13 protein-coding genes are annotated in these 18,056 nt (G+C 61.5%); 8 read left to right on the top strand and 5 right to left on the bottom strand.

Features of this window, described 5'->3' with window-relative positions; translation table 11 throughout:
• Positions 1 to 12: 12 nt before the first annotated feature.
• From EM6_RS06925 to EM6_RS06915, 3 genes are all read right to left on the bottom strand, one after another.
• Entirely contained in the window at positions 13 to 2,868 is a 2,856-nt protein-coding gene (locus EM6_RS06925; RefSeq protein WP_126421341.1) for a TonB-dependent receptor, read from the bottom strand.
• A 393-nt stretch (positions 2,869 to 3,261) separates the two neighbouring features.
• Complete coding sequence (locus EM6_RS06920; protein ID WP_126421339.1) at positions 3,262 to 4,275, bottom strand: LacI family DNA-binding transcriptional regulator; 1,014 nt, start codon at positions 4,273 to 4,275, stop codon at positions 3,262 to 3,264.
• A 69-nt stretch (positions 4,276 to 4,344) separates the two neighbouring features.
• Positions 4,345 to 6,426, bottom strand: coding sequence for a glycoside hydrolase family 2 protein (locus tag EM6_RS06915; protein WP_126421337.1), 2,082 nt, complete (start codon positions 6,424 to 6,426; stop codon positions 4,345 to 4,347).
• Positions 6,427 to 6,679: 253 nt separating this feature from the next.
• On the opposite strand from EM6_RS06915, the gene EM6_RS06910 reads away from it, so the two are divergent.
• Together EM6_RS06910 and EM6_RS06905 are read left to right on the top strand one after the other, a co-directional pair.
• The gene (locus EM6_RS06910) at positions 6,680 to 7,408 is read left to right on the top strand and encodes a polysaccharide deacetylase family protein (protein ID WP_172961153.1); all 729 of its coding nucleotides are present in this window, start codon (positions 6,680 to 6,682) and stop codon (positions 7,406 to 7,408) included.
• A 195-nt stretch (positions 7,409 to 7,603) separates the two neighbouring features.
• Positions 7,604 to 7,996: a MerC domain-containing protein gene (locus EM6_RS06905; protein ID WP_232037015.1), complete on the top strand. Its 393-nt coding sequence runs from the start codon at positions 7,604 to 7,606 to the stop codon at positions 7,994 to 7,996.
• Between the two features lie 12 nt (positions 7,997 to 8,008).
• Here the strand turns inward: EM6_RS06905 and EM6_RS06900 are convergent, their stop codons facing one another.
• Positions 8,009 to 8,950: a TraB/GumN family protein gene (locus tag EM6_RS06900; protein WP_126421333.1), complete on the bottom strand. Its 942-nt coding sequence runs from the start codon at positions 8,948 to 8,950 to the stop codon at positions 8,009 to 8,011.
• 166 nt (positions 8,951 to 9,116) lie between these two features.
• On the opposite strand from EM6_RS06900, the gene EM6_RS06895 reads away from it, so the two are divergent.
• From EM6_RS06895 to EM6_RS06885, 3 genes are all read left to right on the top strand, one after another.
• A complete protein-coding gene (locus EM6_RS06895) occupies positions 9,117 to 9,425 on the top strand; it encodes a Dabb family protein (protein ID WP_126421331.1) in 309 nt (102 codons plus the stop codon).
• 64 nt (positions 9,426 to 9,489) lie between these two features.
• The gene (locus EM6_RS06890) at positions 9,490 to 10,380 is read left to right on the top strand and encodes an alpha/beta hydrolase (RefSeq protein WP_126421329.1); all 891 of its coding nucleotides are present in this window, start codon (positions 9,490 to 9,492) and stop codon (positions 10,378 to 10,380) included.
• 50 nt (positions 10,381 to 10,430) lie between these two features.
• Positions 10,431 to 10,847, top strand: coding sequence for a hypothetical protein (locus EM6_RS06885; RefSeq protein WP_126421327.1), 417 nt, complete (start codon positions 10,431 to 10,433; stop codon positions 10,845 to 10,847).
• A 217-nt stretch (positions 10,848 to 11,064) separates the two neighbouring features.
• On the opposite strand, the gene EM6_RS06880 is transcribed toward EM6_RS06885, so the two are convergent.
• A complete protein-coding gene (locus EM6_RS06880) occupies positions 11,065 to 12,459 on the bottom strand; it encodes an L-serine ammonia-lyase (RefSeq protein WP_126421325.1) in 1,395 nt (464 codons plus the stop codon).
• Positions 12,460 to 12,574: 115 nt separating this feature from the next.
• On the opposite strand from EM6_RS06880, the gene EM6_RS06875 reads away from it, so the two are divergent.
• The 3 genes from EM6_RS06875 to EM6_RS06865 all read left to right on the top strand — a co-directional run bounded on the left by EM6_RS06875 (position 12,575) and on the right by EM6_RS06865 (position 18,055).
• Positions 12,575 to 14,551 carry an ArnT family glycosyltransferase gene (locus EM6_RS06875; RefSeq protein WP_126421323.1) on the top strand — a complete coding sequence of 659 codons (1,977 nt, stop codon included), beginning with the start codon at positions 12,575 to 12,577 and terminating at the stop codon, positions 14,549 to 14,551.
• A gap of 48 nt (positions 14,552 to 14,599) precedes the next feature.
• Positions 14,600 to 15,619: a LacI family DNA-binding transcriptional regulator gene (locus tag EM6_RS06870; RefSeq protein ID WP_126421321.1), complete on the top strand. Its 1,020-nt coding sequence runs from the start codon at positions 14,600 to 14,602 to the stop codon at positions 15,617 to 15,619.
• Positions 15,620 to 15,994: 375 nt separating this feature from the next.
• Positions 15,995 to 18,055 (top strand): glycoside hydrolase family 97 protein, encoded by a 2,061-nt coding sequence (locus EM6_RS06865; protein WP_232037014.1) that lies wholly within the window; start codon positions 15,995 to 15,997, stop codon positions 18,053 to 18,055.
• The last annotated feature ends 1 nt before the right edge of the window (position 18,056 follow it).

Raw genomic sequence — 18,056 nt, 5'->3', positions numbered from 1 at the left:
TGTTCTGAGCCATCAGAACTTGTAGTTGATACCGATGATGTAGCTCGAACCGTAGTCTTCGTACTTACGCACTTCGGCCGGGGTCGAGTAGTAGGTCATGAACGGCTCGTTGGTCAGGTTGTTGCCTTGCAGCAGGATGCTGAGGTCCTTCAACGGGCCGCTCTGGAAGGTGTAGGAGAGCTGCGCATCGACGATCGATTCGCCCTTCACCATGACCAGTTCGGCATTGTTCTGATAGTCGGGCACTTCACCCAGGAAGTCATCGCGCTTGCGCTGCGAGACGCGGGCCGAGAAGCCGTACTTTTCATAATAGACGGTGGTGTTTTCCACCTTCTCCGACAGGCCGGGGATGGGGATGGCCGTCGTGCCGTTTGGCTTGATTTCCGACTCGTTCTTGGTGAAGCTGTAGATCACCCCGAACCCGTCCAGCCACGGCGTGATCAGCTCACCCGGAATGGAGGCCGAGAATTCGAGGCCACGGATATAGCCGCCATCGCCATTCAGCTTGGTCGAATAGATGCCCACGCGGTTGGTCTGGGCCGGGTGCGCCGGCAGGCCGGCCCCCAACTGGTTCGGATTGACCGCAAACTTCGTCGTGTCGCTGAAGTCATAGGTGGTGCGCGCGTCGAAGACGTAGGAGGTCAGGTCCTTCTTGAACAGGGCCAGCGCCACATAGCCCTTGCGACCGAAGTATTTTTCGATCGACAGGTCGAAAGAGGTCGCCCGCCAGGGCTCCAGCGCCGGATTGCCGCCATTGGCCGTCCAGTAGTAGTTGGTGGTGCCGCCCGTGCCCGTCACCGTGGCGCAGGGATTGCGGCAGGTGTCATAGCTGAAGCCCGCCGACATGTCCTCCATCTTCGGACGCGACAGCGTCTTGGCCGCGGCGAAGCGCAGTTGTGTGTTGTCGAAGATTTCCCAGCTCAGGTTCAGGCTGGGCAGGACGTCATTATAGTCGGTGCCGCCCGTGATGACCTGACCCTTATCCGGCGACACCGTGCCGCCGGTATAGATGGAGGTCGCCGTCTGTTCGGCGTGCTGCTGCTGGACGCCGATATTGCCCAGAAGCGGCTTGCCCAGCAGCTCGGTATTGATGTCGGCCATGACGTACAGGGTGGTGACGGTTTCATCCACGGCCCACGTGTTCTTGATGGCATTGGCCGCGACGTTACGACGGAAGGTATAGACGCCGTCGTTGTACATGCCGAGCGCATCATAGGAGATCATGCCCTTGATACCGATGAAGTCGAGCGCCGTGGTGCCGCGACGATACTGTTCCGGCACGGCCATCGACATCGGGACCGGCGTGGCCGCCTTCGACAGGGTGAGCGTGCCTTCGTTGCCGACCTTCGACTTCGAACGCTCCGTGCGGTTGATACCGAACGAGACTTTCGAGAACAGTGGGTTGTTGTCGAAGGTGCGCGTGGCGGCCAGACGGATGATGTCCAGTTCGTCCACAATCGTCGGGTTCTTGAGGTAACCGGCCTGCGTACCGCCGCCCCAGCCGCGCGGGTCGGTCAGGAAGATGGTGCTATAATTGGTGTAGTCGAGCGCCGAGGTGATGGTGGCCCCTTGCTGACCCGACTGCTTGATGGTCACGGTGTCGAGCGCGCCCGAACCGTCAAGGCCCGTACCGGCGGTGGTTTCCAGAATCAGGTCCGTGCGATCGACCTTGGCGTGCGACAGGTCGGCTTCGAGCAGCCAGTTGTCGCTGAGGCGATAGCGGGTGTTCCAGCCGATATTGTCGAGCGTGGCTTCACGCTGCGTGACGTAGTTGCCCAGCACCGTCTTGATGCCGGAGAAGGTGGCGCTGTTCACCAGACCGTTGGAGGCGGTGTAGGAGACGAGGCGCGTCTGACCATCCCAGCCCGGCGGCACGGCGGCCCCGGCGCAGCCCGTCGGGCAGGCAGTCGAACCCGTATTGTTGGCCGGGTTGAACAGCGGGAATTCGATGCGCGAACGCAGTTGCGTCTCGTTGAACTCCGAATGGTAGGCATCGACGGTCATGTGCAGACGGTCGTTCGGCTTCCATTCCAGCACGGCCATCAGGCCGTCGCGGTCAAGGTTGGACGAGGCGACTTCGGGCTTGGCGCCGTCGATGATGGTGTTGTTGGTGCCGTAGAAGTTACGCGTATAGCCCCACGCTTCCCATTTTTGCAGTTGCGACGGCGAAGAGGTCGAGGCGTAGCCGATGGCCACCCCCAGAGTCTTGTTGAAGAACTGGTCGATATAGGTGACGGCGTAGCGGTTGCCGGTATTGCTCGACCCGCCGATAAAGGCGTCGTTGGAGTTCTGCTCGCGGCGATAGTTGAGCGCGACGACCTGCTTGCCGAACGACAGCGGGCGCACGGTGCGCAGATCAGCCGTACCGGCGATGCCTTGCGTTGGCATGGAGGCGTTCGGCGTCTTGTACACCAGAACCTGAGAGATCAGCTCCGACGGATACTGGTCGAATTCGACGCCACGGCCGTCATTGGTCGAAACCTGTTCACGGCCATTGAGCGTGGTGACGGTGAAGTCCGGCCCCAGACCGCGCACGCTCAGCGACTGGGCGCGGCCATTGGTGCGCTGCGCCGCGATGCCGGGCAGGCGGGCGATGGATTCGGCGATCGACTGATCCGGCAGCTTGCCGATGTCTTCAGCCGAGACGGCTTCGACGATGGAGGTCGAATTACGCTTGGCGGAAATGGCGTCCTGGATACCGCGACGGATACCTGAGACGACCACCTCGGTGACGCCATCGTCAGCCTGTTTCGCTGCGGTGTCCTGCGCCATGACGGGCGCCGACAGGGCCAGCGAGGTGACGAGCGCGATGCCCGCTCCGCTGCAGAGCAAGGTGGCGCGGCGGAAAGTGCCGTGTCCGGTTTTCATGATGTAGAGCCTTCCTGACTGTCTCTTATGGATCGCAAACTCTTCTGGTTCGCGTGGCAACACTCTGGTCCCTGTAACTTCTCAATAACCGGCCTCTGTCGGGCCGTGTCCGGGGTCTATGACACGGAGTTAATATTTTTGCAACCGAGTGAAAATATTGCGTTGGATTTCCTGTACGCTTTGAGGCTGTTTGTGGCTCTGATGTAACGTTTTGCGCGCAATTGTACGAGAATAAGCCAGATTTGCCCGCTTTTTCTCGCATTTGCGAGGGAAATATCTCGCCATCACCTGCAATATCAAAGGTACTGTTTTTGCAATTTAATGCAAAAAATTACAAAATTATGCAAAATTCACGATAGCGCTAACATGTAACGTAACGTCAATCTGAGGGTTTTACCCGCCGCAGGATTCGCGCACGACCAGTTCGGTCGAAAGACGCTCGGACAGCATCTCGCCTTCGTTGAGCGACCCCAGCAGCTTCGACACCATCAGGCGTCCGGCGCGCGCCAGTTCCTGTGAGATGGTGGTCAGCATGGGGTGGGCATAGGCGGCGAGCTGGATATTGTCGTAGCCGACGACCGAGACGTCCTGCGGCACGTTGCGCCCGCCGCGCGTCAGCCCCTTGATAGCCCCCAGCGCAATGATGTCCGAGGCGGCAAAGATGCCGTCAAATTCTATGCCCTTGTACAGGAGGTGGGTGACGGCGGCCTGCGCCGACTCCATTTCGAAGTGACAGGGCACGATCAGTTGCGGGTCGAAGTCGAGCCCGGCGGCATTGAGCGCATTGAGATAACCCTGATAACGCTGCTTCATTTCCGGGGCTTCGCCGACATCGCCCAGATAGGCGATGCGCCGCCGCCCCAGCCGCGCCAGATGCGCCGTGGCGCGCGCCCCGCCGTGCAGATTGTCCGAACCAACGCTGCAATAGGTCTGACCGGCGATCTCCGCCCCCCAGACGATGAAGTTGCGGTGCGACTTCATCAGGTGGTTGAAGCGTTCGTGCAGGTAGGATTGCCCCAGAAAGATCACGCCGTCGGCGCGGATATTGTGCATCAGCGACGTCAGGTCGTGCTGGTTCTTGGGCGTCAGGTGCGACAGCAGCAGGTCGCAGCCCATATCGCGCGCCGCTTCGCCGACATCGGAGATCATTTCCAGATAGAAGGGATCAGAGAAGCGCCCTTCGCGCCCGTGCGGCGGCGGGATGACGATGGCGATGGTGGCATTGGCGCCTGACATCGGCACCGGCGCTTCGGCATCGCTGAAATAGTTGTGCTCGCGCGCAATCGACCAGATGCGCCGCTTGGTGACGCGGTTGACCGACGGCGAATCGGACAGGGCGCGCGATACGGTGGCCACCGACACGCCGGCGATGCGGGCAATATCCTGAAGGCGGGGGCGGGGCGACACGATGCGATAATCCTTTGTGAATACCGCTTGCTTAATCGCCCTTGTGGCAAATGCAAAGTGTATTCAATGTCAGGGTGTGGGGATAAGGGAGTCCATGGGCGTCATGTAGGCCCAGCGCACGCGGTCGTAATAGGCGCCGTTTTCGGCCTGTATCGTATTGACGCCGGGATTGAGCGGCACGCTTTTGAAGATCACCACGCCATTAACGGCATTTTGCGTCGCCAGCTTCGCGCCATTGACCGTCAGGGTGATCTGCGGCTGATTGGTGTAGATCTTCACATCGGCGCGCGGCTCAGAGCGCTGGTTGAAGCGGCGTGAGGTGATATAGACCACCGGGGCCTTCGACCATTGCGCCTTGTAGAACCAGAAGGCGTCCTTGCGCGTCTTGCGGTCATAGGTGACGAGGCCTTTGTCGTTGATGCCCGACTGCTCGCCTTCGTTGCGCCCGTCCGAGGCCGCGTCGAACATCTGCCACACGAACCGGCCCCAGATGAAGGGGCGGGCCTTCAGCATGGCCCAGTTGGTTTCGTGATACAGCGCCTGATATTGCTCCGGGTGCCAGCCGGAGGCGGGCACGACCGCACCTGGGGTGTCGTCCTGATGCGCGACGCTGCCGCCTGCGCCGTATTCGGTGACGGCGAAGGGCTTGGTCGGGAAACGCTTGTGATAGGCGTCGGCCCAGTCGCCCAGCGTGCCCTTCTGCTCCGGATACCAGCCGAAATAGCGGTTGAAGCCGAGCTGATCGGTGACGAGGGCGCGGGCATCGTCGTCGGCGACGCAGCAATGGGCGTAGATCGTCGCCCGCGTCGGATCTTCGGTCTTGGCCAGCGTATTCAGTTCGCGGAACAGGCCGCTGACCGTCGCGGTTTCGCCGTGCAGTTCGTTGCCCAGTCCCCAGGCGATCACGGAGGGGTGGTTGATGTTCTGCCGGATCAGTTCGCGCAGTTGCTGCGCCGCATTGGCGCGTAAGGCTTCGGTGACGGGGGGCAAGGTGCCAACCAGCGGAATCTCGGTGAGGACCAGAAGCCCGCGCCGGTCGGCTTCGTCATAGGCCGTTTCGGCGTGCGGATAGTGGACCAGCCGCACCGCCGTCGCCCCCATCTCGTCGATCAGGTTGAAGTCTTCGACGATATCGGCTGGGGTGATCGCCCCGCCCTTGCCCGCGCGGCTGGCGTGCAGGTTGACGCCATTGACCTCATAGGGCTGGCCATTGAGCAAAAGCCCCTTTTGCGCATCGAAACGCACCGTGCGAATGCCAAAGGCGACCGAATTGCGGTCCAGCGTGGCGCGGTCGTCGCTGATTTCGGTCACCGCCGAATAGAGGTACGGGTCTTTCCGCCCATTCCACAGGCGCGGCGCTCGCAGTTCGCCTTTCAGGTCAGCCATGGCCGTGCCGTTGGCGGCGACATTGACGGCCTTGGAAACGCTCAAGACCGGGGTGCCCGAGGCGTCGAAAATGCGCGTTTGCACAATCAGGCGCGCCGCCTGAGCGCGATGGTTGCGCAGGCCGACGCGGATATTCAGGGTCGCGCTTTGGGTGGAGACGGTGGGCGTGGTGACGGCGACGGCGGGTGAGCCATGATCGAGCCAGTCAAACCCGGCCTCGCGCGCTTCGATCAGAGAGACGCCGCGATAGAGCCCGCCATACACAGTGAAATCCCCGCCCGGCGGCGCGATGTGCGGCCAGACGGCGTTGGACACGCGCACGGCGATCACATTGCGCCCGGCGGTGACGTAAGGCGAAATATCAAACCGGAAGGTGGCGTAACCGCCTTCGTGCCGCCCGACAAAGGTGCCGTTGACGAACACGTCGCTGACCAGCGCCGCGCCGTCGAATTGCAGATAGAGCCGCTTGCTGGCGGGCAGGGCCTTCAGGTCGATGGCTTTGCGATACCACATGGTGCCGCGGTAATAGTCGCTTTTGCCCGCCGTCGGGCCGTCTTCGCCATCGCCGGCATTGGCCGTGTGGGGCAGGGTGGCCACGCGCCACGCGCTGTCGTCAAAGGCGGGGGCTTCGGCGCCTTTGACATCGGCCCTCAGAAAGCGCCAGCCTGTATCGAGCGAGGCCGTGGCGTGAATCTGTGCGGCAGCGGGCAGGGCGATGCTGATACAGGCCAGCAGGGCGAAGATCAGGGCGCGGGGGAGGCTCATCCTTGGCGTATCCTCTTTTTAGATATGATACCCGTCGTCATTGGAAATGACGACGGGTATGCGTTTCGCGAATGTCTCCTGCCCGTGATGCAGAAGAGACATTCGCGAGTTTTCAACGGCCGGATGCGCTCAGCATTCGGCCGTTGCTTTAATCACCCTAACGGCTTTCCAACGGTCGATTATGCAGGCAATATGGCTGCAAATAAGACCGTGCGGGTTTATCCGTCCGGATCATCTTTGGGGAGTGTGTTGCATGATTCGTTCGCTTATTGTCGCGGCCTGTGTGAGCCTGGCCGCTGTGCCGGTGACGGCGCTGGCCTGTGCGCCGGACGCTTTGGGGACATCACGGACGCTGGTTTTAAAGCGCGAAGGCGCCGCCTACGGCACGGCGCAGCACGGGGCCTTGCCCTTGCAGCCGGGCGAGGTGGTGCTGACCTTTGATGACGGGCCGCGCGCCGAATCGACACCCCCGGTGCTCAAGGCGCTCGCCGATCAGTGCGTGAAGGCGACCTTCTTTATGGTCGGCGACAATATGGCCAAACACCCCGATCTGGCGCGTCAGGTGGCGGCGGCGGGCCATTCGACGGCGATGCACAGCCTGACGCACCTCAACATGACGCAACTGAGCCCCGACGCGCAGGCAGCCGATCTGAAAACGACGCAGGACATTTACGCCGCGACCTTTGGCCACGCCGCCACGGCCTATCGCTTTCCGTTTCTGGCCGAAAGCCCGACCCTGATCGAGGCGCTGAAAGCCCAAAAGATCACGGTGATGTCGGTCGATCTGGGCATTGACGACTGGCTGCCGGATCAGACGCCGGACATGCTGACCGCGCGTCTTCTGGAACGCCTTAAGGGCAAGGGCGGCGGCATTATTCTGATGCACGACGGTCAGGACAGCACGGCGGCGGCCCTGCCGCAGATGCTGAAAGCGCTGAAAGCCAATGGCTATAAGGTGGTGCATATCGAGTGGGAAAAATAATCGCAAAGCGGGCTTGTTAACGTGTTATAAAGTAACATATGTGGGCGGTTATCTTTTGCCTCGCCCCTTGCAAAGAGTTACGGTATAACATATGTCTAGAGCGCAATCCGACAAAGTGGGTACCATTTTTCGGAATAATTGCGCGACCAAACAAAGACCCGATATTGCCCCGAAGCTGCGAAGCCCCCGCCCTCGATGCCCACCTTGCCCGACCCCAAGCCGAATTCGTGGATGGATGCCACCGCCATTGGCCTGTCGGGCCTGTGTCTGGCGCACTGTCTGCTGCTGCCGTTTGCCGTGGCGGCCCTGCCGGTGCTGGGTCAGGTGGCGGGCGACCATCTGGTGCATCAGGTGCTGATTCTGATGGCCGCGCCGCTGAGCATCTGGGCGCTGCATCGCACGGGTGGCTGGAAAAAGCCGCTGGTGGCTGCCTTGGCGGTTATCGGTTTGGGCCTTCTGGCGGCGGCGGCCTTTGTGCCGGTGGTGGCCGCGCATGAAACCCTGATCAGCATTATCGGCGCGGTGTTTGTCGCCGGGGCGCACTATCTCAATTCGCGCCTGCATCGCCGAGGTCACAAGCACGGTTAGAGACGCACTGGGTTAAGGCGCCGGTTTGGATCTTGGTGCAATGACCTTATATCCAAGCGCACTCAGTTCGTGCATCAGTTGGTCGTCCATCAACAGTACCGACAAAGAAGAAATCATGACGTTGCGCCGAGGACCACTCAGCGCTTGCTCGATAGCGCGAAGCGTGTCGCTTCGCGCCTTATTGCCTCGTACCGACTGATTATTGCCGCACGTCACCTTGGGGGCTGCCGCAAGTCGGGCCCTGAGCGTATCGACGTCACCTCTGGCCCAGGCCGCAGCATCGCGTTTGCGGTTTGGGACCAAATGGTCGATGCTATCCAGGGTGTAATTAAGGCAAGCCTCGCCTTGTTCTGTTGTAAAAGTCGTACTCTCCGCCAATGTATCTGAGCTATCGTAGAGTGCTATCCGGCGAACCTTTACCTTTCGAGCTTTAGCCGCATCGACGACTTGCTCGGTGACTGCGTTTAAGGATATTCCGTTATACAAGCGTATCCTCTGGAACATCTTCTGTCCGGCCCAAAAGGGCTGGTACTGCTCGTCCTCTTTGGTTTCGATATTAAAGGTTCTGGCCGTCGCTCGATATCGTATATAGGTTTTCTCTGAAATCACGTCGCGCAGCATCTGACCTTCGGGGAGGCGGGTACTGCTCAGAGAGATTGTGCCTTCGCTGAGGGGTGGGAGGTAGAGCGTTTCAGCGCCGTCGAGCAAACGCTTGACGCGGCTCATATCCCAATGAGTACGCTGCATTGGCATGACACCAAGAACCCACAAAACTTTGTCTTCTTTTGTGATTTTCCACAGTGCCGGTCCTGGTAGGGACTTTTCTACTGTGACCTCGGTCACGTTCCAGTCTGGATCGGATGGCGCGGACTGGGCGGATGCGTTACCGACCGGCACCAAGTACGTCGTCAGTGTTGCTAAAATGATAGCGTTGATCAAAAGTTGTCTGAGCACACTCTTCTCTCCTCAAGGGTAGGTTGGAGGTGTAACCTGGTATAGTCAAGGTGGTTTTGTTCAGAGCCCGCTGTTAGGTACGGGCCATATTATCTCGCATTTGAGTTGACTGAGCCGCCTGACGCTTTAAGAGGGGCGGCGGTTACATTTTGTACGGATTGCCCCGATGCTGCGTCACATCGTCATGTTCAGTTGCAAGGATAGCGCCGATCGCGACCGCATCCGTCAGGGCCTGTCCCTGCTGACGCAGATCCCGCACGCCCAGAAGCTGGAGGTCGCCTTTAATGAAAAGGTCGATCAACTCGGCAACGATATCGAAGTCGTGGTCTATGGCGAATTTGCCGACGTGACGGCCTTGCGCGCCTATAAAGACCATCCGCTGTATCAGCAGTCGATTGATATTGTGCGCCCCTTGCGTGAGTTGCGCGTAGCGGCGGATTACACGGTCGAAGCGGCGGCCACCACGGCGCTGTAAAAAACCACATACACATTTTCGCACATCGCTCTATGCTCCTTCCAAAACATAAGGGAGGATGATCATGCGTGCCTGTTTTGTCGCCAGAATGCTGGCCTGTGTAGTCGCGGTTTTGAGCCTGTCGCCCGCGCTGGCGGCAGAAACGATCACTCAAAACGCGGGTGTCGTTATCCCCCTGTGGGACAAGGGCGCACCGGGCTTTGAGGCCTTGCGCGACGTGCCCGAAACATCCGGCGACTGGTGGGTGCGGGGCGTCAATAATCCGTCCCTGACCGTGTTTCGCGCTGACCCCGCCCGCAACAGCGGTACGGCCATCATCGTCCTGCCTGGCGGGGGGCACGAAAACCTCGTCTTCACTTCCGAAGGGGTGAAACCGTCGCGTTTTCTTCAGGCGCAGGGCGTGACGGCCTTTGCGCTGAAATACCGGCTGGGGCGCGAAAGCGATAACCCGAAAGCGGATTATGATATCGCCACGCACGGCGCGGCGGACCTGAGGCGGGCCGTGCGCTGGGTGCGCGCCCACGCCGCCGAATATGGCATCAAACGCATCGGTGTGATGGCCTTTTCCGCCGGGGGCGAGCTGGTTCACATGACGGCCTTTGCGGGGTTTGACGGGGAAGCGACGGCGGCCGACCCGATGGATCGCCTGAGTGCGCGTCCGGACTTTATTATCGAGGTCTATCCGGGGCCTTTGGGCGTGCCGGAGCGCTTTGAGACGGCACCACCCCCGGCCTTCTTCCTGACGGCGCACGATGATCGCGGGCCGGTGGCGGTGCTGGAGCGCCTGTCGCGGCTTTATGCGGCGTGGCCGGAGGTGCCGGTCGAAACACACATACTGGCCGCCGGTGGTCATGCCTTCAATATGGGCGAGCGGTCGAACCTGCGCGCGGTCAAGGACTGGCCCGCGCGGTTGTCTGACTGGCTGATCGACAGGGGTTATGTCACCGTGCCATAATTGAGCCGCGCGCCGATGCTATCGGCATCCCTCATTAACCGGGGAGTTTCATGAGCCTTGTGCGTCACGCGACCGCGATAGGGATGGGCCTGAGCGTCCTGTGGGTGGTGTCGGCTGTTGCCCAGCCCCTCGCATCGCCGCCAGAAGTGAAGCCGCTCAGCGCCGCCGAGGCCAGCGAATGCCGCGCCATTGCCGAGGTGCTGCGCGACCGTCAGTACGAGATTATGGACAGTCTGATCGTGCGTATCGAACGCTCACCCAACCTTTCGACCGAGGGGCTGGAGGCCGCCAAAAAGTCGCTCAGCGAAGCCGATGCGGCCATCAAGATCGCCGAAGGTCACACCGAACGCTTTGTCTTCGCCGCTGTGGCGACCCCCGCCGTCAAGACAGAGTTAGGCAAGGTGGACAGCGACACCCTGACGCCGCGCCTGAATGAGTGCCTGAAACGGATGCCGCTGAAAAACTAGAGTAGGATGATTTTAGGTGGAAACGGCTTCGCGCTTTAGCACCTCCCCTGATTTCAGGGGAGCCGGGCGGCCGGTGCCGGTGGCCCGAAGGGCCGGGTGGGGTTAAAGCAGCGGTATTTAACCCCACCGTCTTTGACGCCTGAGCGGCGTCAAATCCACCTCCCCTGAAATCAGGGGAGGAGCTGGAAACACGTTTCCACCTAAAATCCTCTTCGCCTTAACACTCCACCACATTCACGGCCAGGCCGCCCTGCGAGGTTTCCTTGTACTTCGACGACATGTCGAGGCCGGTCTGGCGCATGGTTTCGATCACCTGATCCAGCGTCACCTTGTGCGGGCCTTCGTCGCGCAAGGACAGGCGCGCGGCATTGGCGGCCTTCACCGCGCCGATGGCGTTGCGTTCGATGCATGGGATCTGTACCAGCCCGCCGACCGGATCGCAGGTCAGGCCCAGATTGTGCTCCATGCCGATTTCGGCGGCGTGCTCGATCTGAGGGGCACTGCCGCCCCAGACGGCGCTGAGGCCCGCCGCGCCCATCGAACAGGCGACGCCGACCTCGCCCTGACAGCCCATCTCGGCTCCGGACAGCGAGGCGCGCTGCTTATAGATCATGCCGATGCCGGCGGCGGTGAGCAGAAAGCGCCCGATCTTGCCGTCCGAGCGCGTATCGGCCTCGCTCCAGCCCTCAAAGGCGCAATAATAGCGGATCAGGGCCGGGATAATGCCTGCCGCGCCATTGGTGGGGGCGGTGACGACCCGCCCGCCGGCGGCATTTTCTTCATTGATGGCCATGGCAAAGACGTTTAGCCAGTCGAACAGGCGCTCGGATTCCTGATTGTGCGCTTCGGTTTTCAGCGTCTCAAACAGGCGCGGGGCGCGGCGCTGCACGCTGAGGCCACCGGGCAGGATGCCACTGGTTTTCAGACCGCGGTTGATGCCTGAATCCATCACCTCCCAGATGCGTTTCAACCCGGCATCGGTTTCGGCGCGCGGGCGGCGGGCGTCTTCATTGGCCAGCACAACGTCGTAGATGTTGAGATTATGCTGCGCACATATGTGCAGCAATTCGGCCCCCGAGGTGAAGGGTAAAGCCGCCTTCTGACCCACGCTGATGCGGTCGTTTTGCGCCGGAGCCGACAGTTGCGCCGCCGAGGCGATAAAGCCGCCACCGGTCGAATAGAGGGTGCGCTCAAACACCTCCACACCCGCCGCATCGTACAGGCGCACGCTCATGCCATTGGGGTGCAGGCGCGGCGTGATATCACCGCGAAAGTCGATATCGCGGCGGTAATCAAAGCCAACCGTCGGGCCGCCAAACAGCGAAATCTCTGTGGCGGTTTTCAGCGCTTCATAGGTGGCATCGGCCCAGTCGGGATCGACCTGATCCGGCTCGGCCCCCAACAGCCCCAGCACCGCCGCCTTGTCCGAGCCGTGACCAATGCCGGTCAGGGCCAGTGAGCCCTGAAGCTCCACGCGCACGCGCGCCGCCTGCTCAAGCACCCCCGCCGTCTTCGCCTCGATCAGGGCGCGGCGTGTAATGCGCATCGGCCCCACCGTGTGCGAGGAGGACGGGCCAATGCCGATCTTGAACATGTCGAGGACGGAAAGCATGGGGAAACTCGATGCAGATGTAACTTCATTACGGCTTAACACGGTTTGGCCTGCCGCAACATCCTGATTGTGCGATGGGCAAACCCCGCTATAGAAGAGGGAAGGGAGGCCATGCATGACCCAGTTGTATGAGATCGGACAGGGACCGGAAGCCTTGGGGCCGCAAAAGCCCTTGTTTGGCGACGACCGGACGCTGATGCGCGCGGGGCTGATCATCGGCGCGGTGATCTTTGTGTGGAAGCTCTATATCGCGATGACGGCCAATGTCATCTGGGAAGAGGGGCACTTCGCCGTGTCCGGCCTCTATCCGGAACTGGGCTATCCCGATATCCCTGCCGGTTTTCCGCTGCTGTCGCGGCTGGTGACGCTGATCTTCGGCATGGAGGTCCTGCCGCTGCGGGTGCTGTCGCTGCTGATCGCCACCGCCATTCCGTTTGCCATCTGGTTCATGGCCAAACCGGTCGTCCCGGCGCGTCAGGCCCTGTGGGCTGCCATCCTGTCGCTGCTGATCCCGCCCTTGTCGATGTCGGGGACCATCTTCTATCCGGAAGGGCTGTTGCAACTGCTGCTGGCCCTGATGCTGGGCTGCCTGATCCGCGCCTTCAAGACCGATGAATGGAAGTGGTGGCTTTTGACGGGCCTGTGCGGGGCGTTGGGCCTGTTTGTGCACTTTCGTTTTCTGTTTCCCGGCGCGGGGATTGTGCTGTTTGCCCTGCTGACGCCGGCCGGGCGGCAGTTGTGGGGGCGGCCCAAATTCTGGGCGACCGGAGGTGTGGCGGCGCTGGGGCTTCTGCCGTCTCTGCTCTACAACGCCTTCAACGACTGGCCCGCCATCGCCTTCCACGTCACCAACCGCCCGGTATGGCGGCCGGAACTGAAGCTGATGACGGCCTTTCTCAATCAGCAGATCGGGCTGGTGTCGCCGGTGTTTTTTGTCGGCCTGATCTTTGCGGCCAAGACGCTGTGCTGGGATAAGCGGCGCACGCCTCTGGCGCTTCTGGGCATTGTTGGCGCGTTTATCTTCGGCTTCTATTTCGTTCAGTCGCCTGCCAATGCGCAGATCATGCCGCACTGGCCGTTTCTGGCCTATGTGCCGCTGGTGGTGGGCTTACCCGGCGTGCTGATCCGCTTTGTCGATCAGGCCAAAACGATGGGCGCGCGCCGTCTGCGTCAGGGGGCGCTGGCGCTAGGCCCGGTTCTGGCGCTGGGCGTCGGCATCGGTATCACCGTCTATGAATATGTCTGGGCACACACGGAAAAGCTGCCGTGGCAATGGAAGCAGATCAACTTCATGCGCAACGAAGACTGGACCGTGCTGCACCCGACCCTGATCGAGGCCGAGGCGCTGGCGCGGCAGCAGTTCGGCCCCGAAGTCGCCGTGGCGGTGTCGGGCCACGTCCCGGCGGTGCGTCTGGAGTTCCCCAACAGGCCGACGCGCACCTTCTATACGCTGGGTGAGCCCTATGACCGCTTTTCGCGCTTCGGCACGGCGCGTCAGACCTGGGGGCTGGGCCTCAGCGACCTGATCAAGACGCAGGCGGGCAAGGGCGTGGTGCTGGTCCTGCCCGACCCCAGCTATCTCTACCATCAGCCGGAGGAGCTGAGCTTCCGCCGCGACCTTTGTCAGCGCTTTGACGACCTGATGCTGTATAAGCGCGTCGAGCTTCCGCCGGGGCGCAATGTGGTGGCGTTTTACACCGGCCGCCTGCGTAAGGACGCCGTGAAGTCGCCGCCCGCGCCGTGTGCCCTGTTGCCGGAGCTTTATATCGCGCAACCGCCGCGCGGGCAGTTCCTTGAGGCCACGGCGCAGACCAACTATTTCGGTATCGCCGCCGATGCTCAGGGCGTGACCCGCGTCGATATTCTGATCGATGGCAAGCCGGTGACGCAGGCCCATTACGGCCTTGATCCGGAAGGCTTCAAGACGCCCGACGCCCTGCGCTACGACCCAAACTGGCCGAAGCTGCAATTCGATTTCAAGCTGGATAAGGCCGGGCTGACACCGGGGCCGCACACCCTGTCTCTGCGCGCCACGCGGACCGACGGCACCACGGTCGAAGGGGCGGAAAAGACCCTCTATATTAAGAAATAGCCGCCGCTCCCGAAGCGGGCTATGCTGCGCAAAAAAGGGAGGCTCCGCGTGGGGGTAAAACGGCCAACATCCTTTGACATAGCGGCGCTGGCCGGCGTTTCGCAGGCCACCGTGTCGCGCGCGCTTAGCCAGTCACCGGCGGTGTCCGAAGAGGTGCGAAAGCGCGTCTTTGAGGCGGCGCAGCAGCTCAACTACACGGTCGATGTCAATGCGCGCAAACTGCGCTCAAAGAAGATCAACACCATTGCCGTGCTGATTTCCGAAGACCTCGATCAGGACAATCCGATCAACCCGTTTTTTGTGCCGCTCTTGGGGGCCATCCTCAAATATGCCGGTCAGAAGGGGTATGACGTCCTGACCTCGCTGCAACAGCAGAGCGCAAGCTGGAGCAACGACTATGGCTTTGCGCGGCGCGCCGACGGCCTGATCCTGCTGGGCTATAAGGACTATGACGACTATGTGCGCAAGGCCGAGGGCTTAAGCGATATCGGCGAACCGTGGGTCGTCTGGGGGCTGGTGCAGCCAGGCGCCGGGCACAGTTTGGGCTCGGATAATGAACAGGGCGCCTATGAGGCCGTGTCGCACCTGATCCGGCTGGGGCGGCGGCGCATCGCCTTTCTGGGCGAGGCCTCATCCAGCCATCCGGAGTTTCGCGACCGCTATGACGGCTATGCGCGGGCGCTGCGCGAAAACGGCCTGAGCCTGGACGCCGATCTGCTGGCCGACTGCTTTATCTCGCGCGAAGACGGGGCGGCGGCGGTGGCGCGGCTCATGCAGCGCGGGGCAGAGTTTGACGCGGTGTTTGCCACGGCGGACCTGCCGGGCATCGGGGCCATGCAGGCCTTGCAGAAGCAGGGACGGCGCGTGCCGCAGGACGTGTCGGTGATCGGCTTTGATGACCTGTGGGCGGCGGCCTGCACTACACCGGCGCTTTCGACCGTGCGGCAGGATACGACGGCGGCGGCACGCGCTCTGGTCGATGCGCTGGATCGCATGATCGCCAATGCGCCGGTGGAGCCGGTGCGCGTGCCGACCCGCCTGATTATCCGCGAAAGCTGTGGCGGATAGCCAAAAAATAACCCCGTGCGACGGGAGACGCGCAGCGGGGTTAAAAGGTCAGGTTTGAGAAGAAACCATTCCAGGGCTGAAATGGCGGTTCCGCCGCGTTGCCACGGGCAGAAGGGGTATCAGGGGGGGGAGTCTTTGTGTGGTTATCCCTGTAAAATCGTTTGACCGGAAACTAGGTTGCGGGGCGCACAGCGGCAATCTGAATACGTATTCAACGCGAGCCGCGCCGTTCTGAATACGTATGCACGCACCCTTGGCAGGGCGGTGTGCTAACCACAGGACAAACGCCGACAGCGATAAAACACAGGGAGACAGACGATGACAGTTCGCGCAAAGCGCTTTAGCTTTGGTAAGCCAGTTTTGATGGGGCTTGCCATGACGCTTACCGCTACGACCGCAACGATCGGCTGGGCCCCGCCCGCCGTGGCCGCCGCCGAAACGCTTGATGCGGCCTATAGTCAGGCCACGGGGCTGGCGGTCATCGCCACCGCTGAGTCGCCCAATAAGGTCCTGTCGGTCAAGGTCTTGCTCGATAATGACGGGCGTCTGTCCTATGCCATTGCGCGCAAGGGCCATGAGATCATCGCCCCGTCTCGGCTGGGCTTCATTCTGGCCGATCAGCCCAAGCTGGACCGCAATTTCTCCGTGGAAAAGACCGCCACCTCGGCCTTTGATGCGACGTGGGAGCAGCCGTGGGGCGAATGGCAGACCATCCGCGATACGCACACCGAGCTGCGCGTCGATGTGGTGCAGACAAAGTACGATAACCGCCGCATGACGGTGGTGTTCCGCCTGTTCGATGACGGCTTTGGCTTCCGCTATGAGTTTCCCGATCAGCCGCAACTGAAGACGCTGAAGATCACCGACGAACTGACCGAGTTTGCCGTCAGCGACAAGGCGACCGCCTACTGGAACGTCGCCGGCGAATGGAACCGCGAAGAATACATCATCCAGAAGACGCCGCTGGCCGAAGTGTCCGAGGCCCAGACGCCGATGACGCTGAAGACCGACTCCGGCCTCTATATGAGCTTCCATGAGGCCGCCCTGATCGACTATGCGGCCATCTGGATGCGTCGCGTCGATGGGCAGCGCCTGAAGACGCGGCTGGCCCCGTCGTCCATCGGCCCCAATGTGGTGCGCGACGCGCCCTTCCCGACGCCGTGGCGCATGGTGATCGTGACCGATAACGCGCCGGACCTTTATCACTCGCACATCCTGCTCAACCTCAATGAGCCGAACAAGCTGGGCGATGTGAGCTGGGTCAAGCCGTTCAAATATGTCGGCATCTGGTGGGATATGCACCTCGGCACCAAGACCTGGGAAGCCGGGCCTAAGCACGGGGCGACGACCGAATACACCAAAAAATATATCGACTTTGCGGCGAAGCATGGCTTCCGCGGCGTACTGGTCGAAGGGTGGAACACCGGCTGGGAAGACTGGTTCGCTACTGGCGACCTGTTCAGCTTTACCGAATCCTATCCCGATTTCGACCTGCCCGCCCTGTCGGCCTATGCCAAAAAGAAGGGCGTGCATATTGTGGGCCACCACGAAACGGGCGGCAATGCGGCCCATTACGAACCGCAGATGGACGCAGGCTTTGCCCTCTATCAGCAGAATGGCGTCGATGCGGTGAAGACTGGCTATGTCGCCGATGCGGGTGGGGCCAAGGTGATGGGGGCGGACGGCAAGCCCTACTACACCTGGAACGACTCGCAGGACATGGTGCGCCACTTCCAGAAGGTGACCGAAACGGCGGCGAAGTATCATATCGCCATCAATACGCATGAGCCGATCAAGGATACGGGCCTGCGCCGCACCTACCCCAACTGGGTGTCGCGCGAAGGTCAGCGCGGCATGGAATATAACGCCTGGGGCAATCCGCCCAACCCGCCGGAGCACGAGGCCAATCTGGTCTTCACCCGCATGTTGTCCGGCCCGATGGACTTCACGCCGGGTGTCCTCAGCCTTCAGGGGAATGGCAAGCCGATCTATTCGACCAAGGCCAAGCAACTGGCGCTCTATGTGGTGCTCTATTCGCCGATCCACATGGCCGCTGACCTGATCGAAAATTACGAAAAGGAGATGCCGGCGTTTCAGTTCATCAAGGACGTGCCGACCGACTGGGCCGATACAAAGATGCTGAACGGCGAGCCGGGCGATTACGCCACGCTGGTGCGCCTCGATAAGCACAGCCGCGACTGGTATCTGGGGGCGGTGACGGATGAGGAGGCGCGCAGCCTCGACATCGCGCTCGACTTCCTGACGCCCGGCAAGACCTATGAGGCGCAGATCTACCGCGACGGTGACGATGCCGATTACCGTACAGACGCCCGCCATTCGATGCAGATCGAAAAGCGCAAGGTGACCGCCAAGGACCGCCTGACGCTGAAACTGGCGCCCGGCGGCGGTCAGGCCATCCGTTTCAAGGCGCTGTGAC

Source organism: Asticcacaulis excentricus (assembly GCF_003966695.1).
GTDB classification, from domain to species: Bacteria; Pseudomonadota; Alphaproteobacteria; order Caulobacterales; family Caulobacteraceae; genus Asticcacaulis; species Asticcacaulis excentricus_A.
The sequence above is the reverse complement of the archived record's forward strand: the minus strand, read 5'-3'. Positions and strand labels throughout refer to the sequence as shown.

What these genes read in the sequence shown, in the direction of transcription:
- EM6_RS06925 (WP_126421341.1), bottom strand. Translation starts at nt 2,868, where the DNA reads ATGAAAACCGGACACGGCACTTTCCGCCGCGCCACCTTGCTCTGCAGC.
- EM6_RS06915 (WP_126421337.1), bottom strand. Translation starts at nt 6,426, where the DNA reads ATGAGCCTCCCCCGCGCCCTGATCTTCGCCCTGCTGGCCTGTATCAGC.
- EM6_RS06910 (WP_172961153.1), top strand. Translation starts at nt 6,680, where the DNA reads ATGATTCGTTCGCTTATTGTCGCGGCCTGTGTGAGCCTGGCCGCTGTG.
- EM6_RS06905 (WP_232037015.1), top strand. Translation starts at nt 7,604, where the DNA reads ATGCCCACCTTGCCCGACCCCAAGCCGAATTCGTGGATGGATGCCACC.
- EM6_RS06895 (WP_126421331.1), top strand. Translation starts at nt 9,117, where the DNA reads ATGCTGCGTCACATCGTCATGTTCAGTTGCAAGGATAGCGCCGATCGC.
- EM6_RS06890 (WP_126421329.1), top strand. Translation starts at nt 9,490, where the DNA reads ATGCGTGCCTGTTTTGTCGCCAGAATGCTGGCCTGTGTAGTCGCGGTT.
- EM6_RS06885 (WP_126421327.1), top strand. Translation starts at nt 10,431, where the DNA reads ATGAGCCTTGTGCGTCACGCGACCGCGATAGGGATGGGCCTGAGCGTC.
- EM6_RS06880 (WP_126421325.1), bottom strand. Translation starts at nt 12,459, where the DNA reads ATGCTTTCCGTCCTCGACATGTTCAAGATCGGCATTGGCCCGTCCTCC.
- EM6_RS06875 (WP_126421323.1), top strand. Translation starts at nt 12,575, where the DNA reads ATGACCCAGTTGTATGAGATCGGACAGGGACCGGAAGCCTTGGGGCCG.
- EM6_RS06865 (WP_232037014.1), top strand. Translation starts at nt 15,995, where the DNA reads ATGACGCTTACCGCTACGACCGCAACGATCGGCTGGGCCCCGCCCGCC.